Annotated in this window: 20 protein-coding genes and 2 tRNA genes; 10 read left to right on the top strand and 12 right to left on the bottom strand. The window is 61.4% G+C overall.

The features are described from left to right. The first annotated feature begins 6 nt into the window (after nucleotides 1-6). Nucleotides 7-1857 (top strand): methyl-accepting chemotaxis protein, encoded by a 1851-nt coding sequence (locus tag BUC04_RS12450; protein WP_067661214.1) that lies wholly within the window; start codon nucleotides 7-9, stop codon nucleotides 1855-1857. A gap of 479 nt (nucleotides 1858-2336) precedes the next feature. On the opposite strand, the gene BUC04_RS12445 is transcribed toward BUC04_RS12450, so the two are convergent. Together BUC04_RS12445 and BUC04_RS12440 are read right to left on the bottom strand one after the other, a co-directional pair. Further along, nucleotides 2337-2413, bottom strand: a tRNA-Pro gene (locus BUC04_RS12445). Between the two features lie 57 nt (nucleotides 2414-2470). Further along, nucleotides 2471-2547: transfer RNA gene (locus BUC04_RS12440), tRNA-Pro, on the bottom strand. A 238-nt stretch (nucleotides 2548-2785) separates the two neighbouring features. Between BUC04_RS12440 and cobA the strand changes: the two genes are divergently transcribed. Further along, a complete protein-coding gene (gene cobA / locus BUC04_RS12435) occupies nucleotides 2786-3613 on the top strand; it encodes a uroporphyrinogen-III C-methyltransferase (protein WP_067661216.1) in 828 nt (275 codons plus the stop codon). Here cobA and BUC04_RS12430 read toward each other — a convergent pair. Genes BUC04_RS12430 through BUC04_RS12420 form a run of 3 tightly spaced genes read right to left on the bottom strand, consistent with a single transcriptional unit; the run spans nucleotide 3556 to nucleotide 6155 of the window. Further along, a complete protein-coding gene (locus tag BUC04_RS12430; RefSeq protein ID WP_067661218.1) occupies nucleotides 3556-4401 on the bottom strand; it encodes a TIGR03899 family protein in 846 nt (281 codons plus the stop codon). The genes cobA and BUC04_RS12430 overlap by 58 nt on opposite strands. Before the next feature lie 3 nt (nucleotides 4402-4404). Then, nucleotides 4405-4944, bottom strand: a complete 540-nt coding sequence (locus BUC04_RS12425) for an SRPBCC family protein (protein WP_067661220.1) — start codon at nucleotides 4942-4944, stop codon at nucleotides 4405-4407. A 26-nt stretch (nucleotides 4945-4970) separates the two neighbouring features. After that, a complete protein-coding gene (locus tag BUC04_RS12420) occupies nucleotides 4971-6155 on the bottom strand; it encodes an MFS transporter (RefSeq protein ID WP_067661222.1) in 1185 nt (394 codons plus the stop codon). Nucleotides 6156-6262: 107 nt separating this feature from the next. On the opposite strand from BUC04_RS12420, the gene BUC04_RS12415 reads away from it, so the two are divergent. After that, nucleotides 6263-7387 carry a transglutaminase-like domain-containing protein gene (locus BUC04_RS12415; protein ID WP_067661223.1) on the top strand — a complete coding sequence of 375 codons (1125 nt, stop codon included), beginning with the start codon at nucleotides 6263-6265 and terminating at the stop codon, nucleotides 7385-7387. A gap of 6 nt (nucleotides 7388-7393) precedes the next feature. On the opposite strand, the gene ppa is transcribed toward BUC04_RS12415, so the two are convergent. The 5 genes from ppa to BUC04_RS12390 all read right to left on the bottom strand — a co-directional run bounded on the left by ppa (nucleotide 7394) and on the right by BUC04_RS12390 (nucleotide 11196). Further along, on the bottom strand, nucleotides 7394-7927 hold the full coding sequence (gene ppa, locus BUC04_RS12410; RefSeq protein WP_067661225.1) for an inorganic diphosphatase: 534 nt from the start codon (nucleotides 7925-7927) through the stop codon (nucleotides 7394-7396). A 79-nt stretch (nucleotides 7928-8006) separates the two neighbouring features. Further along, nucleotides 8007-8972, bottom strand: a complete 966-nt coding sequence (locus BUC04_RS12405) for a class 1 fructose-bisphosphatase (RefSeq protein WP_067661227.1) — start codon at nucleotides 8970-8972, stop codon at nucleotides 8007-8009. A 75-nt stretch (nucleotides 8973-9047) separates the two neighbouring features. Continuing rightward, entirely contained in the window at nucleotides 9048-9317 is a 270-nt protein-coding gene (locus BUC04_RS12400; protein WP_067661230.1) for a hypothetical protein, read from the bottom strand. A gap of 111 nt (nucleotides 9318-9428) precedes the next feature. Next, the gene (locus BUC04_RS12395; RefSeq protein ID WP_067661232.1) at nucleotides 9429-9749 is read right to left on the bottom strand and encodes a hypothetical protein; all 321 of its coding nucleotides are present in this window, start codon (nucleotides 9747-9749) and stop codon (nucleotides 9429-9431) included. A 94-nt stretch (nucleotides 9750-9843) separates the two neighbouring features. Continuing rightward, on the bottom strand, nucleotides 9844-11196 hold the full coding sequence (locus BUC04_RS12390; protein ID WP_067661234.1) for a Na+/H+ antiporter NhaC family protein: 1353 nt from the start codon (nucleotides 11194-11196) through the stop codon (nucleotides 9844-9846). Nucleotides 11197-11398: 202 nt separating this feature from the next. Here BUC04_RS12390 and mpl point away from each other — a divergent pair, with 202 nt between their 5' ends. From mpl to hpt, 3 genes are read left to right on the top strand one after another with little or no spacing between them, the layout of a single operon-like run. Further along, nucleotides 11399-12766, top strand: a complete 1368-nt coding sequence (mpl, locus tag BUC04_RS12385; RefSeq protein ID WP_067661236.1) for a UDP-N-acetylmuramate:L-alanyl-gamma-D-glutamyl-meso-diaminopimelate ligase — start codon at nucleotides 11399-11401, stop codon at nucleotides 12764-12766. Beyond that, on the top strand, nucleotides 12753-13397 hold the full coding sequence (locus BUC04_RS12380) for a flavin prenyltransferase UbiX (protein ID WP_067661238.1): 645 nt from the start codon (nucleotides 12753-12755) through the stop codon (nucleotides 13395-13397). The genes mpl and BUC04_RS12380 overlap by 14 nt, the downstream gene beginning before the upstream one ends. Before the next feature lie 19 nt (nucleotides 13398-13416). Next, nucleotides 13417-13944 carry a hypoxanthine phosphoribosyltransferase gene (gene hpt / locus BUC04_RS12375; protein WP_067661240.1) on the top strand — a complete coding sequence of 176 codons (528 nt, stop codon included), beginning with the start codon at nucleotides 13417-13419 and terminating at the stop codon, nucleotides 13942-13944. Between the two features lie 86 nt (nucleotides 13945-14030). Here hpt and BUC04_RS12370 read toward each other — a convergent pair whose 3' ends face one another. Further along, nucleotides 14031-14795, bottom strand: coding sequence for an outer membrane protein assembly factor BamD (locus tag BUC04_RS12370; RefSeq protein ID WP_067661242.1), 765 nt, complete (start codon nucleotides 14793-14795; stop codon nucleotides 14031-14033). 122 nt (nucleotides 14796-14917) lie between these two features. Between BUC04_RS12370 and rluD the strand changes: the two genes are divergently transcribed. From rluD to BUC04_RS12350, 4 genes are all read left to right on the top strand, one after another. Next, a complete protein-coding gene (rluD, locus tag BUC04_RS12365; protein WP_067661244.1) occupies nucleotides 14918-15889 on the top strand; it encodes a 23S rRNA pseudouridine(1911/1915/1917) synthase RluD in 972 nt (323 codons plus the stop codon). Next, on the top strand, nucleotides 15889-16617 hold the full coding sequence (pgeF, locus tag BUC04_RS12360) for a peptidoglycan editing factor PgeF (protein WP_067661245.1): 729 nt from the start codon (nucleotides 15889-15891) through the stop codon (nucleotides 16615-16617). Before rluD ends, pgeF begins: the two co-directional genes overlap by 1 nt. 58 nt (nucleotides 16618-16675) lie before the next feature. Continuing rightward, entirely contained in the window at nucleotides 16676-19249 is a 2574-nt protein-coding gene (gene clpB, locus BUC04_RS12355) for an ATP-dependent chaperone ClpB (protein ID WP_067661247.1), read from the top strand. A gap of 106 nt (nucleotides 19250-19355) precedes the next feature. Next, nucleotides 19356-19685 carry a hypothetical protein gene (locus BUC04_RS12350; protein ID WP_143165708.1) on the top strand — a complete coding sequence of 110 codons (330 nt, stop codon included), beginning with the start codon at nucleotides 19356-19358 and terminating at the stop codon, nucleotides 19683-19685. A gap of 19 nt (nucleotides 19686-19704) precedes the next feature. Here the strand turns inward: BUC04_RS12350 and BUC04_RS24135 are convergent. Next, a partial coding sequence (locus BUC04_RS24135; RefSeq protein ID WP_234977394.1) for a hypothetical protein occupies nucleotides 19705-19958 on the bottom strand: 254 nt, incomplete at its 5' end.

Genomic DNA, 19958 nt, shown 5'->3' with positions numbered 1-19958 from the left:
GGCACCATGAGTCTAAAGCATCGGCTGCAGGCATTTATCGCAGCCGTCGTCATCGCGGCGAGTCTGATCCAGACAGGTTTGTTCCTTGAGCGTTACCTTGAGGAGAGCCGTGAAGAGGTGCTGGAGCAGATCGAGTTCCAGGTGACCTCCACCGAGCGTCAGATGAGCCAATGGCTGGCGGGCAAGGCCGCAGCGGTTGAGCAAGCCGCCGTGGCGCTGTCGCAGCAGCCGATGACGCCGGAGCTCTACCACATGGTGGCCCAGGCCAATGAGATGGCGGCCTTCTACGCCGGTTTTGCCGACGGTGGCATCGTATGGGACAAACTGGATGTGCCGGTGCCGGATATCGATCCGCGCAGCCGCCCCTGGTACCGCCTGGCCCAGGCGCAACAGACCCTGGTGATGACCGAGCCCTACCAGGATGTCGGTGGTGAGATGGTGATCAGCCTGGCGGCGCCGTTCTCCGGTACTTACAACGGCGTGGTGGCGGCGGATCTGCTGATCGGCGGCCAGGCCCAGGCACTGGCTGGACAACTGCCGGAGGAGCAGGGGGCGCTGATGCTGCTGGATGAACGTGGTCGCATTCTGGCGGCGCGGGATACCGAGCTGCTGCTGCAGCCCATCGCTGCAGTGATCCCCGAGTTTGAGCAAGCCCTGGCTCAGGGTGACAGCCTGGTGCAATGGCGCGGGCACAGCCACTATATCGGCGCTCAAACCCTGCCCCAGTGGGGCTGGCAGGTGGTGATGCTGTACGACCGGGAATACGCTGAGCGGGGCATGATGGTGATGCTCAAGCGCAGTGCCTGGTTGACCGGTGTGCTGATCCTGGTGGTGGCATTGCTGACCGCCTGGTTGTTGCACACCCTGCTGCAGCCGGTGTCCGAGCTGGAAGAGGCGATTGGCGAGCTGGCCCAGGGAGATGGTGATCTGACCCGCCGACTGCCGATCAGCCGGGAGGACGAGCTGGGTAGAGTGGCGCAACAACTCAATGACTTTATCGCCCACCTGGCCCAGATGGTGGGCAACGTGTCTGATCGCAGTGAGGCGCTGCTGTCCCATAGCCGGGGCAATCGTCAGCAGGCGGCCGAGCAACAGCAGGCGGCGGAACGTCAGCACGCCCGGCTGAACCAGGTGGCCGCCGCGGTATCCCAGATGGCCGCCTCCGCCCAAGAAGTGGCTACGGGGGCGGTGAGCACCTCAGAGGCGGTGCGTTCTGCCTCGGGGGCCTGTCAGCAAAGTGAGGTGGTGTTGGAGCGCTCCGCCAAGGTCAGTGATGAGCTGGCGGTGCAGGTGGACCAAAGCGCCAAGGTGATTGGTCAGCTGGAGAACCATGCCCAGCAGATCAACCAGGTGCTGGTGACCATCGAGAATATCGCCGAGCAGACCAACCTGTTGGCACTGAATGCCGCGATTGAGGCGGCTCGGGCGGGCGAGAAGGGTCGGGGCTTTGCCGTGGTCGCCGACGAGGTGCGGGTGCTGTCTCAGCGTACCAGCAGCTCCACCGATGAGATCCGCCAGATGATTGAACAGCTGCAGCAGGTCAGTCGTGATGCGGTGGGTGAGATGGAGAAGGGCAAGGAGCTGGCCCGCAGTGGTGCCGCGGAGGCCCATCAGGCGGAGCAGAGCCTGCAGGTGATCCTGGATGCCATTGCCGAGATCGCCGCCATGACCACCCAGATCGCCACCGCCGCAGAGCAGCAGCGGGGGGTTAGCCAGGAGCTGGCAGGCTCAGCACAGAGCATCCGCGACGACAGCCAGGCGATGGCTCGGGCTTCGGATCTGCTGGGCAACTCCGCCGAGTCGATGGAGCAGGAGAGCCTGGGGTTGCAGCAGCAGGTCGAACGCTTCCGCATCTGATCTTAAGATGACCCAGCAAAGCCCACCGCAAGGTGGGCTTTTTGTTGCCTTCTGAAGCGGGTGTCGGAGGGCAGAAACGAAAAAAGCCGCGATGCTGGGCATCACGGCTTTTCTCTCTATGTGGTCGGTGTGAGAGCTGCTCTTAGAAGCAAAAGCACCTGGGCGGCACTCCGCTCCGACTTCGAGTCCCGAACCCAGCTGTTCCAACCAACTTAAAAGTGGTCGGTGTGAGAGGCTGCTCTAGGAGGAAAGAGCGCCTGGGCGGCACTCCGCTCCGACTCCGAGGGCCGAACTGCGTCAGGGTCCAGAAACGAAAAAACCCACCTGACGGTGGGTTATCTCTTAATGTGGCCGGTGTGAGAGGCAGCTCTTTTGGGTCAGAGCACCCGGCCGGCGCCCCGGTCCGACTGTCCTCGCCAGAGGGCGGGTCGGAAACGAAAAAAGCCGCGATGCTGGGCATCACGGCTTCTCTCTAAATGTGGTCGGTGTGAGAGGATTTGAACCTCCGACCCCTTCGTCCCGAACGAAGTGCGCTACCAAGCTGCGCTACACACCGATAAATTTTTGCTTCTGGCTAAGCGCCAAAGTTTCGCAATCGCAAAACTTATAAAAGTGGTCGGTGTGAGAGGATTTGAACCTCCGACCCCTTCGTCCCGAACGAAGTGCGCTACCAAGCTGCGCTACACACCGATTGTCTTTGCCTGCCCAGGTTTCCCTGTGCAACGGCGGCATAGTTTATCGATTTTACGTTAGGGCGCAAGAGTTAGTTTGGCAATTGCGACCAAGCGCTGTTTTTATCACCGAAAGGCGCAGACTTTCTCCTTTTTTATTACCGTGGGGAATATCAAAAGGGAAAAGCGTCTTTCCTTCGCTATAAGGCCTGAACGTATGCTAAGCGCTCGAATCGCCCTTTGAATGGAGAATCTGCATGGGTCAGGACGTCATCACCATGCCCAGCCAAGAGAGTGCCCTGGTCTGGCTGGTCAGTGCAGGGCCGGGTGATCCCGGCCTGTTGACTCTGCACGCCTACCAAGCGCTGCAGCAGGCCGAAGTGGTACTGCATGACGCCCTGGTGAGCGATGCGATCCTGGCACTGATCCCGGCATCGGTCGAGTTGATCGCCGTGGGTAAGCGCTGCGGTGCTCACAGCATGGACCAACGGGAGATCGAGCGGGTGATGATCGCCAAGGCGCACCAGGGCCACCGCGTGGTGCGACTGAAGGGGGGCGATGGGATGCTGTTTGGCCGCATCGGTGAGGAGATGGCGGCATTGAAGGCGGCGAAGATCCCCTACAAGGTGGTGCCCGGGGTGACTGCCGCCAGTGCGGTCAGTGCCTATGGTGCGATGCCATTGACTCATCGCGACCTGGCCCAGGGCGTCACCTTTGTTACCGGCCGCGGCAAAGCGGGTCAGGCGGTACCTGACTGGCGCCCTTATGTTGAGACCGGCCACACCCTGGTGATCTACATGGGCCTTAAGCGCGCTGAGTCGGTGATGGAAGGGCTGCTATCGGCGGGCATGGATGCCAGCACCCCGGTGGCGATCGTGGGTCAGGCCAGCCAGCCTGGCCAGCGAAGGGTTGTCGGCGAGTTGAGTCAGCTGAGCCAGTTGGCTCAAACCCCAAACCTTCCCACCCCTGCCGCTATGGTAGTGGGAGAGGTAGTGGGCTTGGCGGCCGAGCTGGACTGGTATGTGCCTCAGGAAGTGGAGGTGTCGAAGTCCCTGGGCACCAGCTTGCTTAACGCGGCGATGTAGTCCGGATCGCTGTGATCCTGGGCCAGACGGGCCAGCTCCTGGCCCAGCGGAGTGAAGCGGTAGTAGCGCAGTCTTAGGCGGTCGTGCTTGGGGGTCATCAACAGGGTCTTGTTGATGAAACGCAGACGCAGCGGCTTGGCTTCCTCCAGCACGCCGGTTTCCAGCTCGGCGTTGTAGAGGATCCCCTGCTCGCGCAGGCTGAGGATGGCGCTGTAGGGCAGGCCAAAGCGCGACAATGACAATTGGGGCTGACGCGAACGGACCAGGCCACCGAAGGCGGAGCGGCTGCTGTAGCCCAGCACAATAGTGCGGCTGCTTTCGGCGTTGAGGGTGCAGGACAGGGCGACGGCACGAGCCAGCAGTAGGGCATCCCTCTGGGTCATCCGCCGCAGGCACTCCAGTGAGCGCAGGCTAAAGGCACCGGGCTGGCCCAGTTCGGTGGCCAGGATCCGACCCCACATCTCCTGCATTCGGCTGGAGTGGATCTGTTCTGACAGCATCAGGAACTGGTGCATCCAGTCCGGATCCGGCTCGTGACCGGCCAGGCTGTTATCGGAGAAGTTGAGGGCGTGGTTGAGCACCGACTCCACATTGAGCTGGTACTGTTCTGCTCGGCGTTTGCTGCGTTGATCGGCCCGTTGTAACAGGGTGGCCTGCTGGCCCGTCTCTTCGGTATTCAGACCAATCAGTCTGGTCAGGGCGACCGCCATATGGCGGGTGCTGCGCTGTTTGGTGGACAGGGTGCCCGGTTGGGTTTTTGCCACTGCGGTGGATGTGGTCTCGCTCAACGACTACTGCTCCTCAGGCATCTGCTGTTGCTCCACAACCCACTTGAGTTTCCCCAATCCTTGCTCAAACGGGTCGCCAATCATTCGGTCAGCCATCAACGCCAGGTAGGGCGCTAATATGGGCACCTTCATGGTGCCCTCCATGCGCCAATAGACTCGGGTACTTTGTCCATTCAATGGCTCAAAGTTAAACGAGGCCGGGTAGGCTTCTGGGCTGGTGCCAAAGAACGTATCGTAACTGATTCCAACCGCAGGATCCGAGGCGGTGATCACCAGCCGCCCACCGCCACTGCTGTCGGTCCAGCTTTGATTACCGCCCACACCCTGGCTGGGTACCCCCAGTATCACCTGGATATTCGGGTCCTGGTCTTCCCAAGGGGACCATAGCGGCCAGAGAAAGAGCTCGTTCACATAGGGGTGGATCTGCTCCGATGGGGCCTCGATCACCACCTCCCGCTCCACGCTGAAATTGGCGGGGAGCAAGACACCTAGCACAATCACAATAGCGACTATCGATACCGATAATTTAAGAAGAGTTTTCATCCGAGAGTCCTTGCTCTGCCAGGAGACTATAGCTTAGCTGACCTCAGCGTCAGCCAAGGACGAACTGGCTGTTCTGGTGTGGGTTGTCGAGGGATTGCCATTGATAACGTCAATGACACCGCGGCAAATGCAGCGCCGATCAGGAAAACCTGGCTCGGGCTTTGCAGCCAGAGCCAGCCCAACAGGGCGGGGATAACCACCGCGGCGATGTGGTTGATGGTGAAGCTGACCGAAGCGGTGGCGGCCATGTCCCGGGGATCGCCAATCTTCTGCAGATAGCTCTTCATTGCGATGGCCAGGGCAAACAGCAGGTGGTCGATGACGTAGAGCCCGGCGGCGATAGCGGCATTGTCGACCACGGCGTAGCCACAGAACACCAGCACCAGGCCGCTGTACTCCAGCAGCAAGGCACGCTGCTCACCAAAGCGGGCGATCAAGCGGCCGATGGCCGGGGCACAGAGCAGGTTGAATAGGTGGTTGAACAGGAATAGGGCGGTGATCTCCAGCACGCTGAACTCGAACCGCTCCACCATCAGGAAGGCGGCAAAGACCAGAAAGATCTGCCGTCGTGCGCCGGACAGGAAGGTGAGGCCGTAGTAGAGCCAGTACTGACGCCGCAGCAACAGCTTCTTATGCTGGGCCGGGCCACCCTCGAAGCGTGGAAAATGACGGGCCAGCGCCAGCAGCATCCCCATCCCCAGAGTGCCGATCAGCAAGTAGACCTGGGCATAGTCCCACTCCAGCCAGCCCATCAGCAGGGCGATCAGGCCGTAAGCCAGCAGCGCGCCGAAGGCCTTCACCGACAGGCTGCGACCGAGAAATTCAGCAGTTTGCTGCTTGGGCAGCCACTGCAGGGTCAGCGACTGATTGACCGTCTCGTAGTAATGGAAGCCGATGGACATCAATACCGTGGTGGCATAAAGGCCCAGCGCCGAGGGAAACAGGCCGGTCAGGGCGACGCCAAGACACAATGCCGCCATCGCCAACAGCGCCAGGGTCTGCTCGCGCCAGAGCAGCAGTAGCCAGACCGCGGTGAAGGCAAGAAAACCCGGCACCTCCCGCAAGGACTGCAGCAAGCCTATCTGCTGGCCATCAAACTGAGCCACCTCCACCACGAAGTTGTTGAGCAAAACCTGCCAGGTGGCGAACACCAGCGACATGATAAAGGTCAGTCCCAGCAGGAGCTTGGCTTGCGGAGTAAAGGTTGGCATCGACAGGTCCTTGTTCGAGTGCGGTCGGCATTCAGGTCACTAGCAGAGTATTGTGACGATCGTGTGAATGGGGTGTAAAGTGTCCGCGGCGGCGCTATGCTGTCTTTATGCGAACTCTGTCCGTTTTCCTCGCCTTGTTACTGGGGCTGGCAGGCTGCGCCAGCAGCGGGCCCACCCAGACGGCCGACCCCTCGCTTTGGCAGGATCATCACTTTGATGACTCCGGCGTGGTGCCCTCCCCTGAGCAGGCGTTTGCTATGAGCCCGCCAATGGAGGTACTGGCACGCAAGCTGGCCAAGAGCTCCAATCCCAAAAAGGCGCTGGTGGATTACCTGTTCGACGATGGCGAGGTGCGCTACGACAACAGCCGTACCCGCAACGCCTCAGAAACCTTTGAAACCGGCTCCGGCAACTGCATGTCGCTGGTACTGATGACCGCCAGCCTGGCCCGCAGCCTCAATATCCCCTACCAGTACCAGTTGGTGGAAGCACCACCGGTGTGGGATCGCCAAGGCGGACTCTACCTACTCAATGGCCACGTCAATCTGCGTCTTTCCAATGTCGTGAACCTGGATGAGGTGCGCTTCAGTGGCGATACCTCCACCATTGATTTTCTGCCGGGCAGCCAGATGCGTGGTTACCAGATCCGCCGTTTGTCCGAATCCCAGTTGATGGCGCGTTACTACAACAACCTGGCGGCGGAAGCGATGGTGGATGGCGATCGGGACCGGGCTTACCAGCTGTTGAAGATGGCCTACCAGATTGAGCCTGGCTACGACCAGATGTGGAACACCCTGGGGGTACTCTATCGCCGTCATGGTCTGGAGGCGGAGGCTGAGGCGGTCTATCGCCATGCCATGCAGTTGCCCAAGGTGGAGCTGGATGCGATGCACAACCTGTCGGTGCTGTTGGCCAGTCAGAATCGCCTAATAGAGTGGCAGGCAATCCACAAAGAGCTGGAACTGCGGCGAATACGAAACCCCTATTACTACTACGACATGGGGGAGCAGGCCTATCGCCGTGGCCAGTACGCGTCGGCGGTGCGTTACTTTGAGCGGGCGCTGGACCTGGCGGATTATCGCCACGAGTTTCACTTTGGCCTGTCCCGGGCCTACTTCTCCAACGGTCAGTTCCGACTCAGCGAGCGCCACCTGAGTAAGGCCCACGAATTGGCCCCCCAGAACGAAAAACAGCGCTACCAGCTTAAGCTGACAGCGCTGCGATCCCACTAGGGCTAATTAGCCCTCTTGCTGATAGCGCTCGGCGGAGCTGCTGATCTCAGCACGGGCGGCGTCGGCATTATCCCAGCCATCCACCTGCACCCACTTACCACTCTCCAGCTCTTTGTAGCGTTCGAAGAACTGCTTGATCTGGGCCTTGAGCAGCTCCGGCAGGTCGTCCACATCCTGGATGTGGTCGTACTCCTGGGACAGCTTGGTGTGGGGCACGGCGATGATCTTGGCGTCCTCGCCAGACTCGTCGGTCATCTTCAGCACACCCACCGGGCGGCAGCGGATCACTGAACCGGGCTGCAGCGGGAACGGGGTGGGCACCAACACATCCACCGGATCACCATCCAGCGACAGGGTCTGGTTCACGTAGCCGTAGTTGGCCGGGTAGAACATGGGGGACTTCATCAGACGATCGACAAACAGCGCACCGCTGTCTTTGTCTACCTCGTACTTGATCGGATCGTGGTTGGCAGGGATCTCGATGATGACGTAGAGGTCGTCGGGCAGGGCTTTGCCTGCGGGAACGTGGTTTAGGCTCATGAAAAAATCCTTATTCCGAGCGGTGAGGTGGGGAGAGTATAACCCGCCCCCACAGTTCCGTTAAGGGGCGGGATCCGGATCACGCTTTGTGGTAATCCAGGCAGGTCTCCACCTCATCCTTGGAGCCCAGGATCACCGCGACACGCTGGTGGATCTGCTCCGGCTCGATGTCGAGGATGGTCTCATAGCCGGTAGAGGCAACTCCGCCGGCCTGCTCTACCAGCATCGCCATCGGGTTGGCCTCGTACATCAGGCGAAGCTTGTAAGGCTTGGCCGGGTTCTTGGTGTCCTGCGGGTAGGTGAACAGACCACCGCGGCTCAGCACCCGGTGAACATCCCCCACCATGGCGGCAATCCAGCGCATATTGAAGTTGCGGCCGCGCGGGCCCTCTTTACCGGCGATCAGGTCGGCGATGTAACGCTGCATCGCCGGCTGCCAGAAGCGCTGGTTGGAGGCGTTGATGGCGAACTCGCCGGTCTGCTGGGGGATCTGCACCTGGCCATCGCTCAGCACAAAGGTGTCAGTCTGCGGATCCAGGGTGAACATCCAGGTGCCCTGACCTGTGGTCAGTGCCATCACGGTCGCCGGGCCGTAGAGGATGTAGCAGGCCGCCAGCTGGTTGCGGCCGGGCTGCATAAAGGCCGCCTCGCCACTGACGCCGGATTGCGCCGGCAGTACCGAGAAGATGGTGCCTACCAGGCTGTTGATGTCGATGTTGGAGGAGCCATCGAGGGGGTCAAAGCTGACCAGGAAGCGGCCAGCGGGGTTGGCGTCAACGCTGTGATCTTCCTCTTCGGAGGCCAAAGCCTGCACCAGCGGCTGGGCGCTGAGACGCTCCTTGATCAGGTCGTTAGCGATGACATCCAGCTTCTTTTGGGTCTCCCCCTGCACGTTCTCCGATTCGGTCGCCCCGAGGATGCCAGACAGGGCACCACCACGCACCAGGGTGCTGATGGCGCTGCCGCACTCGGCCAGGGTCAGGATCAGGGAGGCCAGTTCCGGGTCGACGTTCCGGGACTGAAGTTGTGCATGTAAACTCGACATTTCGGCGGTCCTTAGGTGGTTGCCAGTGGGACAGATTGGACTGGCGGTATGATAGCCGAAGGCGAGTTGGAAGTCCTAAGGGGTTAGTGCGCCGAGTCGACGTTTTTGGCTAATCCACTGATAGATCGTCTTGGCCAGCAGCGCCGCGATGCCCAGCAAAGCCAGACCGAAGGAGAACAGTGCCACCGGGGGCGGCAGGAAGGTCAGGATCGCCACAAACAATATCACCCCGATGGGCCACATCCAGATCCGGCCGGAGGCCAGAAAGGCCAGCAGCAGGTAGGGAGCCAGCAGGGCAAACAGGGTGATAAAGCCATACAGCAGGTAGATGGTGAACGCTGACATGGGATTTCCTTAAGGTGCAACCGTGATGCAAGTTTAAGGCTGACCACGTCGCACCACAGTGATCTGGCGCAAAAAAACCGGCTTACGCCGGTTTTTTTGCAGGGCAGACCCTCAGAAGACGATGGTGCGGTTGCTCCACAGCAGCAGCGGCAGCACCACGGTGGGCAGCAGGTGCAGCAGCAGGGCCACCATCGACTGGCCGCTGGGGCCGTTCATCAGGGTTTTGACCGAGTAGAACAGGCCCGGGATATGGAGGAACCAGGCCAGGGTGACCACCACCGAGGCGATGATAAAGGCCCAACCACCGAAGCCGGCCATCATCTGGCCCGCTTCTGCCTCGTTGCCGACAAAGGCATAGGGGGCGAAGGCCAGAACAAAGGAGCCGAAGTAGAGTGCGTAGGCCAGTAAGGCCAGTTTGAGTTCACGCTGCATGGAGAACAAAGGTCCTGAAACAGATTGGAATTTTCTTATTGTACAAAAACGGCCACCAAAAGGGTGGCCGGTTTGTTTCATCCTTGCAGAGCGCTTAGTCGCGCTTGCTGCGCCACAGGATGGTGCCGATGGCGATCGCCGCCAGGATCATGCAGTACCAGCCGTGGGCTACCACGGTCAGCGGTGACAGGGCAAAGGTGGAGGCCAGCAGCAGGGCCTGGGCACCGTAAGGGATCAGGCCCTGGACGATGCAGGCAAAGATATCCAGGGTGGCGGCGGAGCGACGGGGGGTGACGCCGTTGCTGTCCGCCAGGTCTTTGGCCACCGGGCCGGCGACAATGATGGACACGGTGTTGTTGGCCACGCAGGTGTTGGTGGCGGCCACCAGGGCGCCCATGCCTAGCTGAGCACTGGCGGCGCTGCGGCGCTGCCCCAGCCAGCCGGTGATCTTCTGGGTCAGCCAGCTCAGGCCGCCCTGGGCGGTCATCAGCGCAGCGAGGCCACCCACCAGCATGGACAGCAGGAAGATCTCCTGCATGTTGGTGAAGCCTTCGTAGATGTCCTGGCCAAAGGTCATGATGCCGTAGCTTGTCTGGGCATCGCCCATGGCGCTGATCATGCCGGTCACACCGGCCAGCAGGATCCCCAGTGAGAGTACCAGGAACACGTTCAGACCCATCACCGCCAGGATCAGGATGGTCAGGTAGGGCGCCACCTTGGTCAGCTCGATGCTTTGTGGTGCGATCTCTGCCTGGCCGCTGCCGGCCAGGGTGAACAGCAGCAGGGCGACAATGGCGGCGGGGCCGGCAACGTAGATGTTCTCGCGGAACTTGTCCTTCATCTCGGCGCCCTGGGTACGGGTGGCGGCGATGGTGGTGTCGGAGATGATGGAGAGGTTGTCACCGAAGATGGCACCGGACAGCACCACGCCGGCCATCAGTGCCGGATCGATGCCGGTCTGGCTGGCGATGCCCAGGGCGACCGGGGCAACCGCGGCGATGGTGCCCATGGAGGTGCCCATGGCGGTGGCGATGAAGGCGCTGATAAGGAACAGGCCCGGCAGCAGCAGGGTGGCCGGGATCAGGGCCAGACCCAGGGCGACGGTGGCGTCCACTCCACCGGTGGCCTTGGCCACTGCGGCAAAGGCGCCTGCCAGCAGGTAGATCAGGCACATGGCGATGATGTTATTGTCACCAATGCCCTTCATCAGGGTCTCGATGCTGTCATTGAGGCGCTGCTTGCTCAGGGCCAGTGCCAGGATGATCGCCGGCAGGATCGCCACCACCGGGGAGAGCTGGTAGAAGGCGAAGTCGGTGCCCTGACTCTGGAAGTAAACGCCGGCACCGACAAACAGGGCCAGGTAAACCAACAGGGGCAGCAGGGCCAGCGCGGAGGGGCGCGGCGTGGATTCGACGTGGGCAGCGGAGCAGGCCTGGGTGTGACTCATGAGCGATTCCTGAAGCGGTGGCATCTCCCTGCCGACAAGCGCATCCATGTGAGATTGTGATTTTCTACTGGTGCGGGAATGTACGGGATCTTTGGACTTCCGTCAATATAGACGTCTAAACGGCTTGGCTTCCGTCATCGTCATTCAGCCTGTTTCCGATATCCGTTACAATGTCGCTTTTGCGCCAGGACTCGGACTTTCTATGCATATTCATATTCTTGGGATCTGCGGCACCTTTATGGGCGGGCTGGCCCTGCTGGCTCGCAGCCAGGGTCATCGGGTGACGGGCAGCGACGCCAACGTCTACCCGCCCATGAGTACCCAGTTGGCGCAGCAGGGGATCGGGCTGATTGAAGGCTTTGACCCCCAGCAGCTGGATCCCGAGCCGGATCTGGTGGTGATCGGTAATGCCATGAGCCGGGGCAATCCTTGTGTGGAAGCGGTGCTGGAGCGTGGCCTCAATTACGTCTCCGGCCCGCAATTCCTGGCGGAGCAGGTGCTGCCTGGCCGCTGGGTGCTGGCCGTCGCGGGTACCCACGGTAAGACCACCACCGCCTCGATGCTGGCCTGGTTACTGGAAGACAACCAGCTAGCCCCGGGTTTTTTGATCGGCGGCGTACCCCGCGAGTTTGGCGTTTCGGCCCGACTGGGAGAGACCCCCTTTTTCGTGGTGGAGGCGGACGAGTATGACAGCGCCTTTTTCGATAAGCGCTCCAAGTTTGTCCACTACCGTCCCCGCACCCTGGTGATCAACAACCTGGAGTTCGACCACGCCGATATCTTCCGTGACCTGTCGGATATCCAGCGTCAGTTCCACCACCTGATCCGCACCGTGCCGGCCAGTGGCCAGATCCTGGCCCCCAGCGGGGTAGAGTCGATCGAGCAGACCCTGGCGATGGGCTGCTGGAGCGAGCGGGTAGCACTGGACGACCCGCAGGGCTGGCAGGCCCGTAAACTCAGCGAGGATGGTCAGCGCTTTGAGGTTTACCTCGAGGGCGCGCTGATGGGCACCGTTGAGTGGGATCTGATCGGCGATCACAACATCAGCAATGCCCTGGCGGCGCTGGCGGCAGCGCGCCATGTCGGGGTCCGCCCCGCCGATGGCATCGCCAGCCTGGCCCGCTTCGCCGGTCCCAAACGGCGATTGGAGCTGCGTGGCGCGGTGGCGGACATCGAGTTGTTTGATGACTTTGCTCACCACCCCACCGCCATCGCCACTACCCTGGCGGGACTGCGGGCCCGGGCCCAGGGAGGCCGGGTGCTGGCGGTGCTGGAGCCACGCTCCAATACCATGAAGCAGGGGATCCATCAGGCCACCCTGGCGCAGGCGCTGGGTGATGCCGATGCGGCCTTTGTGTTGCAGCCCGAGGGACTAAGCTGGGATATCGAGGCGGTGATGGCGAAGGCACCGGTGCCGGTCACCCTGGCCCAGGCCACCGACAGCCTGGTAACCCGGCTGGTGGCCGAGGCGAAGCCGGGGGACACCATCGTGGTAATGAGCAACGGCGGCTTCGACGGTATCCATGAGAAACTGCTGAGCGCACTGGAGGCAGAACATGTCAAAGCGTGAGCAAGCCATCACTTTGGCCTTCACCGGGGCATCCGGCGCACCCTACGGTCTGCGTCTGCTGGAGTGTCTGCTACAATCCGGCCTCCAGGTGCACCTGATGGTCTCCTCCGCCGCCCGTGTGGTGCTGGCCGAGGAGGAGGGGATGAAGCTGCCCGCCGCGCCCCAGGCCTGTGCCGAGGCCCTGAGCCAGCGCTATGGTGCCAAGCCGGGTCAGCTGCAGGTGTATGGCAAGGAGCAGTGGTTCTCACCGGTGGCCTCCGGCTCTGGTGCGCCACGACGGATGGTGATCTGCCCCTGCAGCACCAGCACCCTGGCCTCAGTGGCCACCGGGATGAGCAACACCCTGATCGAGCGGGCCGCCGATGTGGTCCTCAAGGAACGCGGCCAGCTGGTGCTGGTACCGCGGGAAACGCCGTACAACGCCATCCACCTGGAGCATATGCTGAAGCTGACCCAGCTGGGTTCCACTATCCTGCCGGCGTCACCGGGGTTCTACCATCGACCCCAAAGCATCGAGGACCTGGTGGATTTCATCGTGGCGCGGATCCTCGATCATCTGAACATTGAACACCGGCTGATGACCCGTTGGGGTTATGGGCCAAGCAATAAGACTGAAGACACCCAAGGCTGATAAGCAAATGAGTGAATTGATGAAGCACACCCTTGAGGAGATGATCTCCCAAGCGGATATCGACGCCAAACTGGACGCACTGGCGGCGCAGATCAATAAGGATTATGCCGATGTGGACAACCTGCTGTTGGTTGGTTTGCTGAAAGGCTCCGTGGTGTTTATGTCCGATCTGGCACGTCGCCTGGACTTCGATGTGCGCATGGACTTCATGACCGCCTCCTCCTACGGCGGTGGTACCGAGTCCTCCGGTGAGGTGAAGATCGTGATGGACCTGGCCAACAACATCCATGGCCGTCACGTGCTGCTGGTGGAAGACATCATCGACACCGGTCGTACCCTGTCCAAGGTGCGTGAGCTGCTGATGACCCGTCACCCGGCCAGCATCAAGATCGTCACCTTCCTGGACAAGCCGAGCCGCCGCGTGGTGGAGGTGCCGGTGGATTACGTTGGCATGGAGATCCCGGATGAGTTCGTGGTGGGCTACGGTCTGGACTACGCCGAGCGTTACCGCCAACTGCCCTACATCGCTAAGGTGATCCCGGCCTAAGGGGTGAGCCAATAAAAAAGGCGTCGCAGTTGCGACGCCTTTTTTGTGTCCTGGTTAGCGCAGCTGACGCTTAGCGCACTCGACGCTTAGCGCACCAGGCGGTTATCGGGGTAGGTGGCCTTTAGCACCTGGCGGCTGTGGTCTTCCATCGCGCTCATCTCCAGCTCACCGTAGCTGCGCACCATGATCTCCAGCGCCTTCTCGGTGGCGGGAGTGTCCGGGTAGGTCTCCAGCACCAGCTGGGCCCGGTTGGCGGCGGCCACCCAGGCCTCCATGGTGACGTAGTACTCGGCCACACGCAGGGAGTACTCCGCCAGGCGGTTTTTCAGCATCTGCATCCGCTTGAGGGCGTCCGGGGCGTAGCGGCTGTCCGGGTAGGTCTTGATCAGGGTCTCGAAATCCCGGAAGGCGCTGATGGCGTTGCTCGGGTCGCGATCGCTGCGGTCCATCCCAACCATCTCGTGGAACAGGTAGCTGTCGGTCTGCATGTTGACCAGGCCACGCATGTAGTAGACGTAGTCGATGTCCGGGTGGGTCGGGTTCAGGCGAATGAAGCGGTCGACGTTGGCCAGGGCGCTGGCGCTGTCATCCAGCTTGTAATAGGCGTAGATCAGGTCCAGCTGAACCTGGGTCTTGTGAGCGCCAAAGGGGTAACGGCTATCCAGCGCTTCCAGCATCTCGGAAGCCCGGGTGAAGTTGCCCAATTCCATGGCTTGGCGTGCATCGTTATACAGGGTCTCGGGGGAGCGATTATCCAGCTGGAACTGGTTATCGTCGCCTGAGCTGGAGCACCCGGTGACAACTAGGAGACTGCTGACTGCCAGCAGCAGCGGGCCTGTGATTTTACGCATGCGTGTGAAGGATCCCTAAAACTGACCGTGCCGGAGCACGGCAAAAAGCGATAAAATGCAATCTGAGCGATTCTAACAGAACTGATATTGAATTCGAGCCTTTCCAGCTTAAGCCTGAAACTATGACGCAACAGATTGAATTAGAAGGAAACATCTCCGAATCCCAACTGGGACAACGGTTGGACCAAGCCCTGGCGGAGTGCTTCCCGGACTACTCCCGCAGCCGGATCAAGGAGTGGATCCTGGCGGAGATGGTCACCCTTGACGGCCGAATCGCCGCCAAACCCCGTGAAAAAGTGATGGGGGGAGAAGCAGTTCGGATCCAGGCCGAGCTGGAGGAGGAGGTCAGTTCTCGACCTCAGGATATCCCGCTGGACATCGTCTATGAAGACGCCGACATCCTGGTGATCAACAAGCCGGCGGATCTGGTGGTGCACCCCGGTGCCGGCAACCACGACGGCACCATCCTCAATGCCCTGCTGCATCATTACCCGGAGATCGTGAATGTGCCGCGGGCGGGGATCGTCCACCGCCTGGATAAGGACACCACGGGTTTGATGGTGATTGCCAAGACGGTGCCGGCCCAGACCCACCTGGTGGCCCAGCTGCAGGCCCGGGAGATCACCCGGGAGTACGAGGCGATCGCCTTTGGCATGATGACCGCCGGTGGCTTTGTTGATGAGCCCATCGGCCGTCACCCGCAGCGTCGCACCCACATGGCGGTGACCGAGATCGGCAAGCCGGCGGTCACCCACTACCGGGTAGCGGAGAAATACCGGGCCCACACCCGCCTGCGCCTGCGCCTGGAGACCGGCCGTACCCACCAGATCCGGGTACATATGGCCCACCTGGGTCATCCGCTGGTGGGCGATCCGCTCTACAGCGGTCGTCCCCGTCCGATCAAGGGCGCCAGTGAAGCGCTGCGCAACGCCATCAAGGGCTTGGGTCGTCAGGCCCTGCACGCTGCTATGCTGCGCCTTGAGCACCCCATCACCGGTGAGATGATGCAGTGGCAGGCCGATGTGCCCCAGGACATGGTGGATCTGGCGGAACTGCTGCGCCAGGACACCCAAGAGCACGGCTTCGACTACTGATGTTGAAGCCCTGTTGGCCCGTACCGGACTCTGTGCTGGCGCTGTCCACCGGCCGCTTTGGCGGGGTCTCCGAGGGAGACTTTCGTGGTCTTAACCTGGGTGGTCATGTTCAGGATGACCCCGTCCGGGTCGAGCAGAACCGCCAACGTCTGATGGCGGCCTTGCCCGAGGGCGCTGCTTTGCAGTGGCTTGAGCAGGTACACGGCACTGAGGTGGTAACCCTGCCCAGGGCCGAATCCATTCCCGTCGCCGACGCCAGCTACAGCGATCAGCCCGGCCAGTTTTGCGCGGTGATGACCGCCGATTGCCTGCCGGTGCTGCTATGCAGCCAGGCTGGCGACGAGGTTGCGGCGGCTCATGCTGGTTGGCGCGGCCTGCAGGCGGGGGTGCTGGAGCGTAGCGTCGAGCGATTCCGTGCGGCGCCGCCGTCGCTGATGGCCTGGCTCGGTCCGGCCATCGGCCCCACCGCCTTTGAGGTGGGGCCGGAGGTGCGTGAGGCGTTTTTGGCCGAGGATGCCAAGGCCGACAGCGCCTTTCAGCCTCATGGCGATCGTTTCCTGGCGGATCTCTACCAACTGGCCCGGCAACGCTTGCAACGCCTTGGTGTGACCGCCATTTATGGCGGCGATCTCTGCACCTGGAGTGACCCTTCCCGTTTCTATTCCTACCGTCGTCAATCCCGCACCGGCCGTCAGGCCAGCCTGATCGGGATCCGCCCTCAAGCTTGAAATTCGGTCAATCTGTCCCCAAATTCCTCTCAGTAGCAAAGATTAGAGGGGACAGACGATGCGACTTGATCGAATGACCAACCGATTCCAGATGGCGATCTCCGATGCCCAATCCCTGGCACTGGGGCGCGACCATCAATACATCGAAGCCGGCCATGTGATGCAGGCCCTGCTGGATCAGCAGGGCAGCAGCGTACGGCCGTTACTGCAGGCAGCAGGCGTCGATGCCAATGCCCTGCGTTCATCACTGGAGAGCTACCTGGCGGGTCTGCCCAAGGTGACCGGTGTGGACGCCGAGGTGCAGCTTTCCCGCGACCTTATCAAGGTGCTCAACCTGTGCGACAAGCTGGCGCAAAAGCGCGGCGAGCAGTTTATCTCCAGCGAGCTGTTTGTGCTGGCGGTACTCGAAGCCAAGGGTGACCTGGGTAACCTGCTGATGCAGCTTGGGGCTAACCCGGACAAGCTAAACCAGGCTATTGAGTCGGTGCGTGGCGGGGCCAAGGTGGACAGCGCCGGGGCCGAGGACCAACGCCAGGCGCTGGAGAAGTACACCCTCGACCTGAATGCGCGGGCTGAGGCGGGCAAGCTTGACCCGGTGATCGGCCGCGATGACGAGATCCGACGCACCATCCAGGTGCTGCAGCGTCGCAGCAAGAACAACCCGGTGCTGATCGGTGAGCCTGGCGTGGGTAAGACCGCCATCGTTGAGGGCCTGGCCCAGCGCATCGTTAATGGCGAGGTACCGGAAGGGCTGAAGGACAAGCGGGTACTGTCGCTGGATATGGGCGCGCTGCTGGCCGGCGCTAAGTACCGTGGTGAGTTCGAAGAGCGTCTCAAGGCGGTGCTCAATGAGCTGGCTCACGAAGAGGGTCGGGTGATCCTCTTTATCGATGAGCTGCACACTATGGTCGGCGCGGGTAAAAGCGAAGGCGCCATGGATGCCGGCAATATGCTCAAACCAGCACTGGCCCGGGGCGAACTGCACTGCGTTGGCGCCACCACCCTGGATGAATACCGTCAGTACGTCGAGAAGGATGCGGCGCTGGAGCGCCGTTTCCAGAAGGTGCTGGTGGGCGAGCCCAGCGTTGAGGACACCATCGCTATCCTGCGTGGGCTGAAGGAGCGTTACGAGCTTCACCACAGCGTGGAGATCACCGATCCCGCCATCGTTGCGGCGGCCAGCCTGTCACACCGTTACGTCTCCGACCGCAAGCTGCCGGATAAGGCGATCGATCTGATCGACGAGGCCGCCTCCAGCATACGCCTGGAGATCGACTCCAAGCCGGAGGCGCTGGACCGTCTGGAGCGCCGCATTATCCAGCTCAAGCTGGAGGAACAGGCGCTGCAGAAAGAAGAGGATGAAGCCAGCCGCAAACGGCTCGACAGTCTGCGTGAGCAGATGGTGGAGCTGGAGCGCGAGTTTGCTGAGCTGGAGGAGATCTGGCGCAGTGAGAAAGCGGCACTGGCGGGCACCCAGCACATCAAAGCCGAGTTGGAGCAGGCCCGTCAGGAGATGGACCAGGCCCGTCGGGCCGGAGATCTGAGCCGGATGTCCGAGCTTCAGTACGGGCGCATCCCGGAGCTGGAGAAACAGCTCGACCTGGCCGCCCAGGCGGAGATGCAGGAGATGCAGCTGCTGAAGAATAAGGTGACCGACACCGAGATCGCCGAGGTGCTGGCCAAGGCGACCGGGATCCCGGTGGCCAAGATGCTGGAAGGCGAACGCGAGAAGCTGTTGCAGATGGAGAGCCACCTGCAGCAGCGGGTGGTGGGTCAGCAGGAGGCGGTGGATGCGGTATCCAATGCCATCCGTCGCAGCCGGGCTGGGCTGGGCGATCCGGATCGTCCCATCGGCTCCTTCCTGTTCCTGGGTCCCACCGGGGTGGGTAAGACCGAGCTGTCCAAGGCGCTGGCGCACTTTATGTTCGACACCGACGAGGCGATGGTGCGCATCGACATGTCAGAGTTTATGGAGAAGCACTCTGTTGCTCGCCTGGTCGGCGCGCCCCCGGGGTATGTCGGTTACGAAGAGGGCGGTTACCTGACCGAGGCGGTTCGCCGTAAGCCCTATTCCGTCATCCTGCTGGACGAGGTGGAGAAGGCCCATCCCGATGTGTTCAATATCCTGCTGCAGGTATTGGATGACGGCCGCCTGACCGATGGCCAGGGACGGACCGTGGATTTCCGTAATACGGTGATCATCATGACCTCCAACCTGGGCTCGGATCAGATCCAGCAGCATTTTGGAGAGCTCTCCTACGGTGATCTTAAAGAGCTGGTGCAGGGAGTGTTAGCCCAGGCATTCCGACCTGAATTCCTCAACCGGGTGGATGAGACCGTGGTGTTTCATCCGCTGGAGCAGGAGCAGATCGCTCGTATCGCCCGGATCCAACTGGACAAGCTGCAGCGGCGCCTGGCGGAGAAGGAGTACCAGCTGGAGATCGGCGACGAAGTGCTGGCGGCATTGGCCACCGCGGGCTTCGACCCGGTGTTTGGTGCCCGACCGCTGAAGCGGGCCATCCAGCAGAAGCTGGAGAACCCGCTAGCCCAGGCGATCCTGTCTGGCAGCCTGCAGCCGGGATTACCGATCCAGGTTCAGGTCAGCGATGGCGAGCTTCGGTTCAGCCAGTAAAGCAACAACGCGCGGCCCAGGCCGCGCGTTTTGTTACAGAACCAACTGGCGCCCACTTACGTTCAATGCTATTCACAGAGGGTGACTTGCCTTAAGGGGAAGGGATATGAAAGCGGTAATAGCAGTAGCATTGATGTTGGGGGCAGCGCCGGTGATGGCCAATCACTATGGCGGCACCAACTACTATGAGAAAGCGATGCAGGCCCAGGCTCAGCAAACACAGGTGCTGGCCCAGGCCGACAGTGCAGAAGCACTACAAGCTCAGCTGGCGGATACCAGCAATATGGACATCAATGAGATGTTGGAGGCGGCCCCCACCGCGGCCGGCCCCAGCGCAGGTGGCCAAGTCATAGAGAAAGAGGTGGTAGATAAGTGCTACCACAGCGTCCAGGCCGTTGCCTGTACCACCAAGACGGTGTACCAGCTGGTGGAATAGCCCACAGGTCATAGCGCTTTTACAAGGTCAGGCGGCTTGAGCCGCCTTTCTTATCGCTTAATGAGTGGGTGCTGTTGGTTTTATGTACCCCTATTGGTGGCTGTTTGAGCGACAATGCTTGAGGTGATGGATTATTGTCCGCTTGAACGGGATTTTGAAATAACCCCTTGCGCGGCGAAATCCGCTCCCTATAATGCGCTTCCTGTCGACGGGGCACAGCGAGCAACTCAACGAGATGCGAAGCCAGCCACCATCGGGGTTCAGGCCCCACAG

It is taken from the genome of Ferrimonas marina (genome assembly GCF_900129905.1).
Lineage (GTDB): Bacteria > Pseudomonadota > Gammaproteobacteria > Enterobacterales > Shewanellaceae > Ferrimonas > Ferrimonas marina.
The sequence above is the reverse complement of the archived record's forward strand: the minus strand, read 5'-3'. Positions and strand labels throughout refer to the sequence as shown.

Bases quoted from the DNA above. Each gene is read 5' to 3' on its own strand.
- clpB (WP_067661247.1), top strand. From the start codon at position 16,676: ATGCGACTTGATCGAATGACCAACCGATTCCAGATGGCGATCTCCGAT.
- pgeF (WP_067661245.1), top strand. From the start codon at position 15,889: ATGTTGAAGCCCTGTTGGCCCGTACCGGACTCTGTGCTGGCGCTGTCC.
- BUC04_RS12400 (WP_067661230.1), bottom strand. From the start codon at position 9,317: ATGTCAGCGTTCACCATCTACCTGCTGTATGGCTTTATCACCCTGTTT.
- ppa (WP_067661225.1), bottom strand. From the start codon at position 7,927: ATGAGCCTAAACCACGTTCCCGCAGGCAAAGCCCTGCCCGACGACCTC.
- BUC04_RS12350 (WP_143165708.1), top strand. From the start codon at position 19,356: ATGAAAGCGGTAATAGCAGTAGCATTGATGTTGGGGGCAGCGCCGGTG.
- BUC04_RS12450 (WP_067661214.1), top strand. From the start codon at position 7: ATGAGTCTAAAGCATCGGCTGCAGGCATTTATCGCAGCCGTCGTCATC.
- BUC04_RS12425 (WP_067661220.1), bottom strand. From the start codon at position 4,944: ATGAAAACTCTTCTTAAATTATCGGTATCGATAGTCGCTATTGTGATT.
- cobA (WP_067661216.1), top strand. From the start codon at position 2,786: ATGGGTCAGGACGTCATCACCATGCCCAGCCAAGAGAGTGCCCTGGTC.
- BUC04_RS12390 (WP_067661234.1), bottom strand. From the start codon at position 11,196: ATGAGTCACACCCAGGCCTGCTCCGCTGCCCACGTCGAATCCACGCCG.
- BUC04_RS12370 (WP_067661242.1), bottom strand. From the start codon at position 14,795: ATGCGTAAAATCACAGGCCCGCTGCTGCTGGCAGTCAGCAGTCTCCTA.
- rluD (WP_067661244.1), top strand. From the start codon at position 14,918: ATGACGCAACAGATTGAATTAGAAGGAAACATCTCCGAATCCCAACTG.
- BUC04_RS12415 (WP_067661223.1), top strand. From the start codon at position 6,263: ATGCGAACTCTGTCCGTTTTCCTCGCCTTGTTACTGGGGCTGGCAGGC.
- BUC04_RS12405 (WP_067661227.1), bottom strand. From the start codon at position 8,972: ATGTCGAGTTTACATGCACAACTTCAGTCCCGGAACGTCGACCCGGAA.
- BUC04_RS12420 (WP_067661222.1), bottom strand. From the start codon at position 6,155: ATGCCAACCTTTACTCCGCAAGCCAAGCTCCTGCTGGGACTGACCTTT.
- mpl (WP_067661236.1), top strand. From the start codon at position 11,399: ATGCATATTCATATTCTTGGGATCTGCGGCACCTTTATGGGCGGGCTG.
- hpt (WP_067661240.1), top strand. From the start codon at position 13,417: ATGAAGCACACCCTTGAGGAGATGATCTCCCAAGCGGATATCGACGCC.
- BUC04_RS12395 (WP_067661232.1), bottom strand. From the start codon at position 9,749: ATGCAGCGTGAACTCAAACTGGCCTTACTGGCCTACGCACTCTACTTC.
- BUC04_RS12380 (WP_067661238.1), top strand. From the start codon at position 12,753: ATGTCAAAGCGTGAGCAAGCCATCACTTTGGCCTTCACCGGGGCATCC.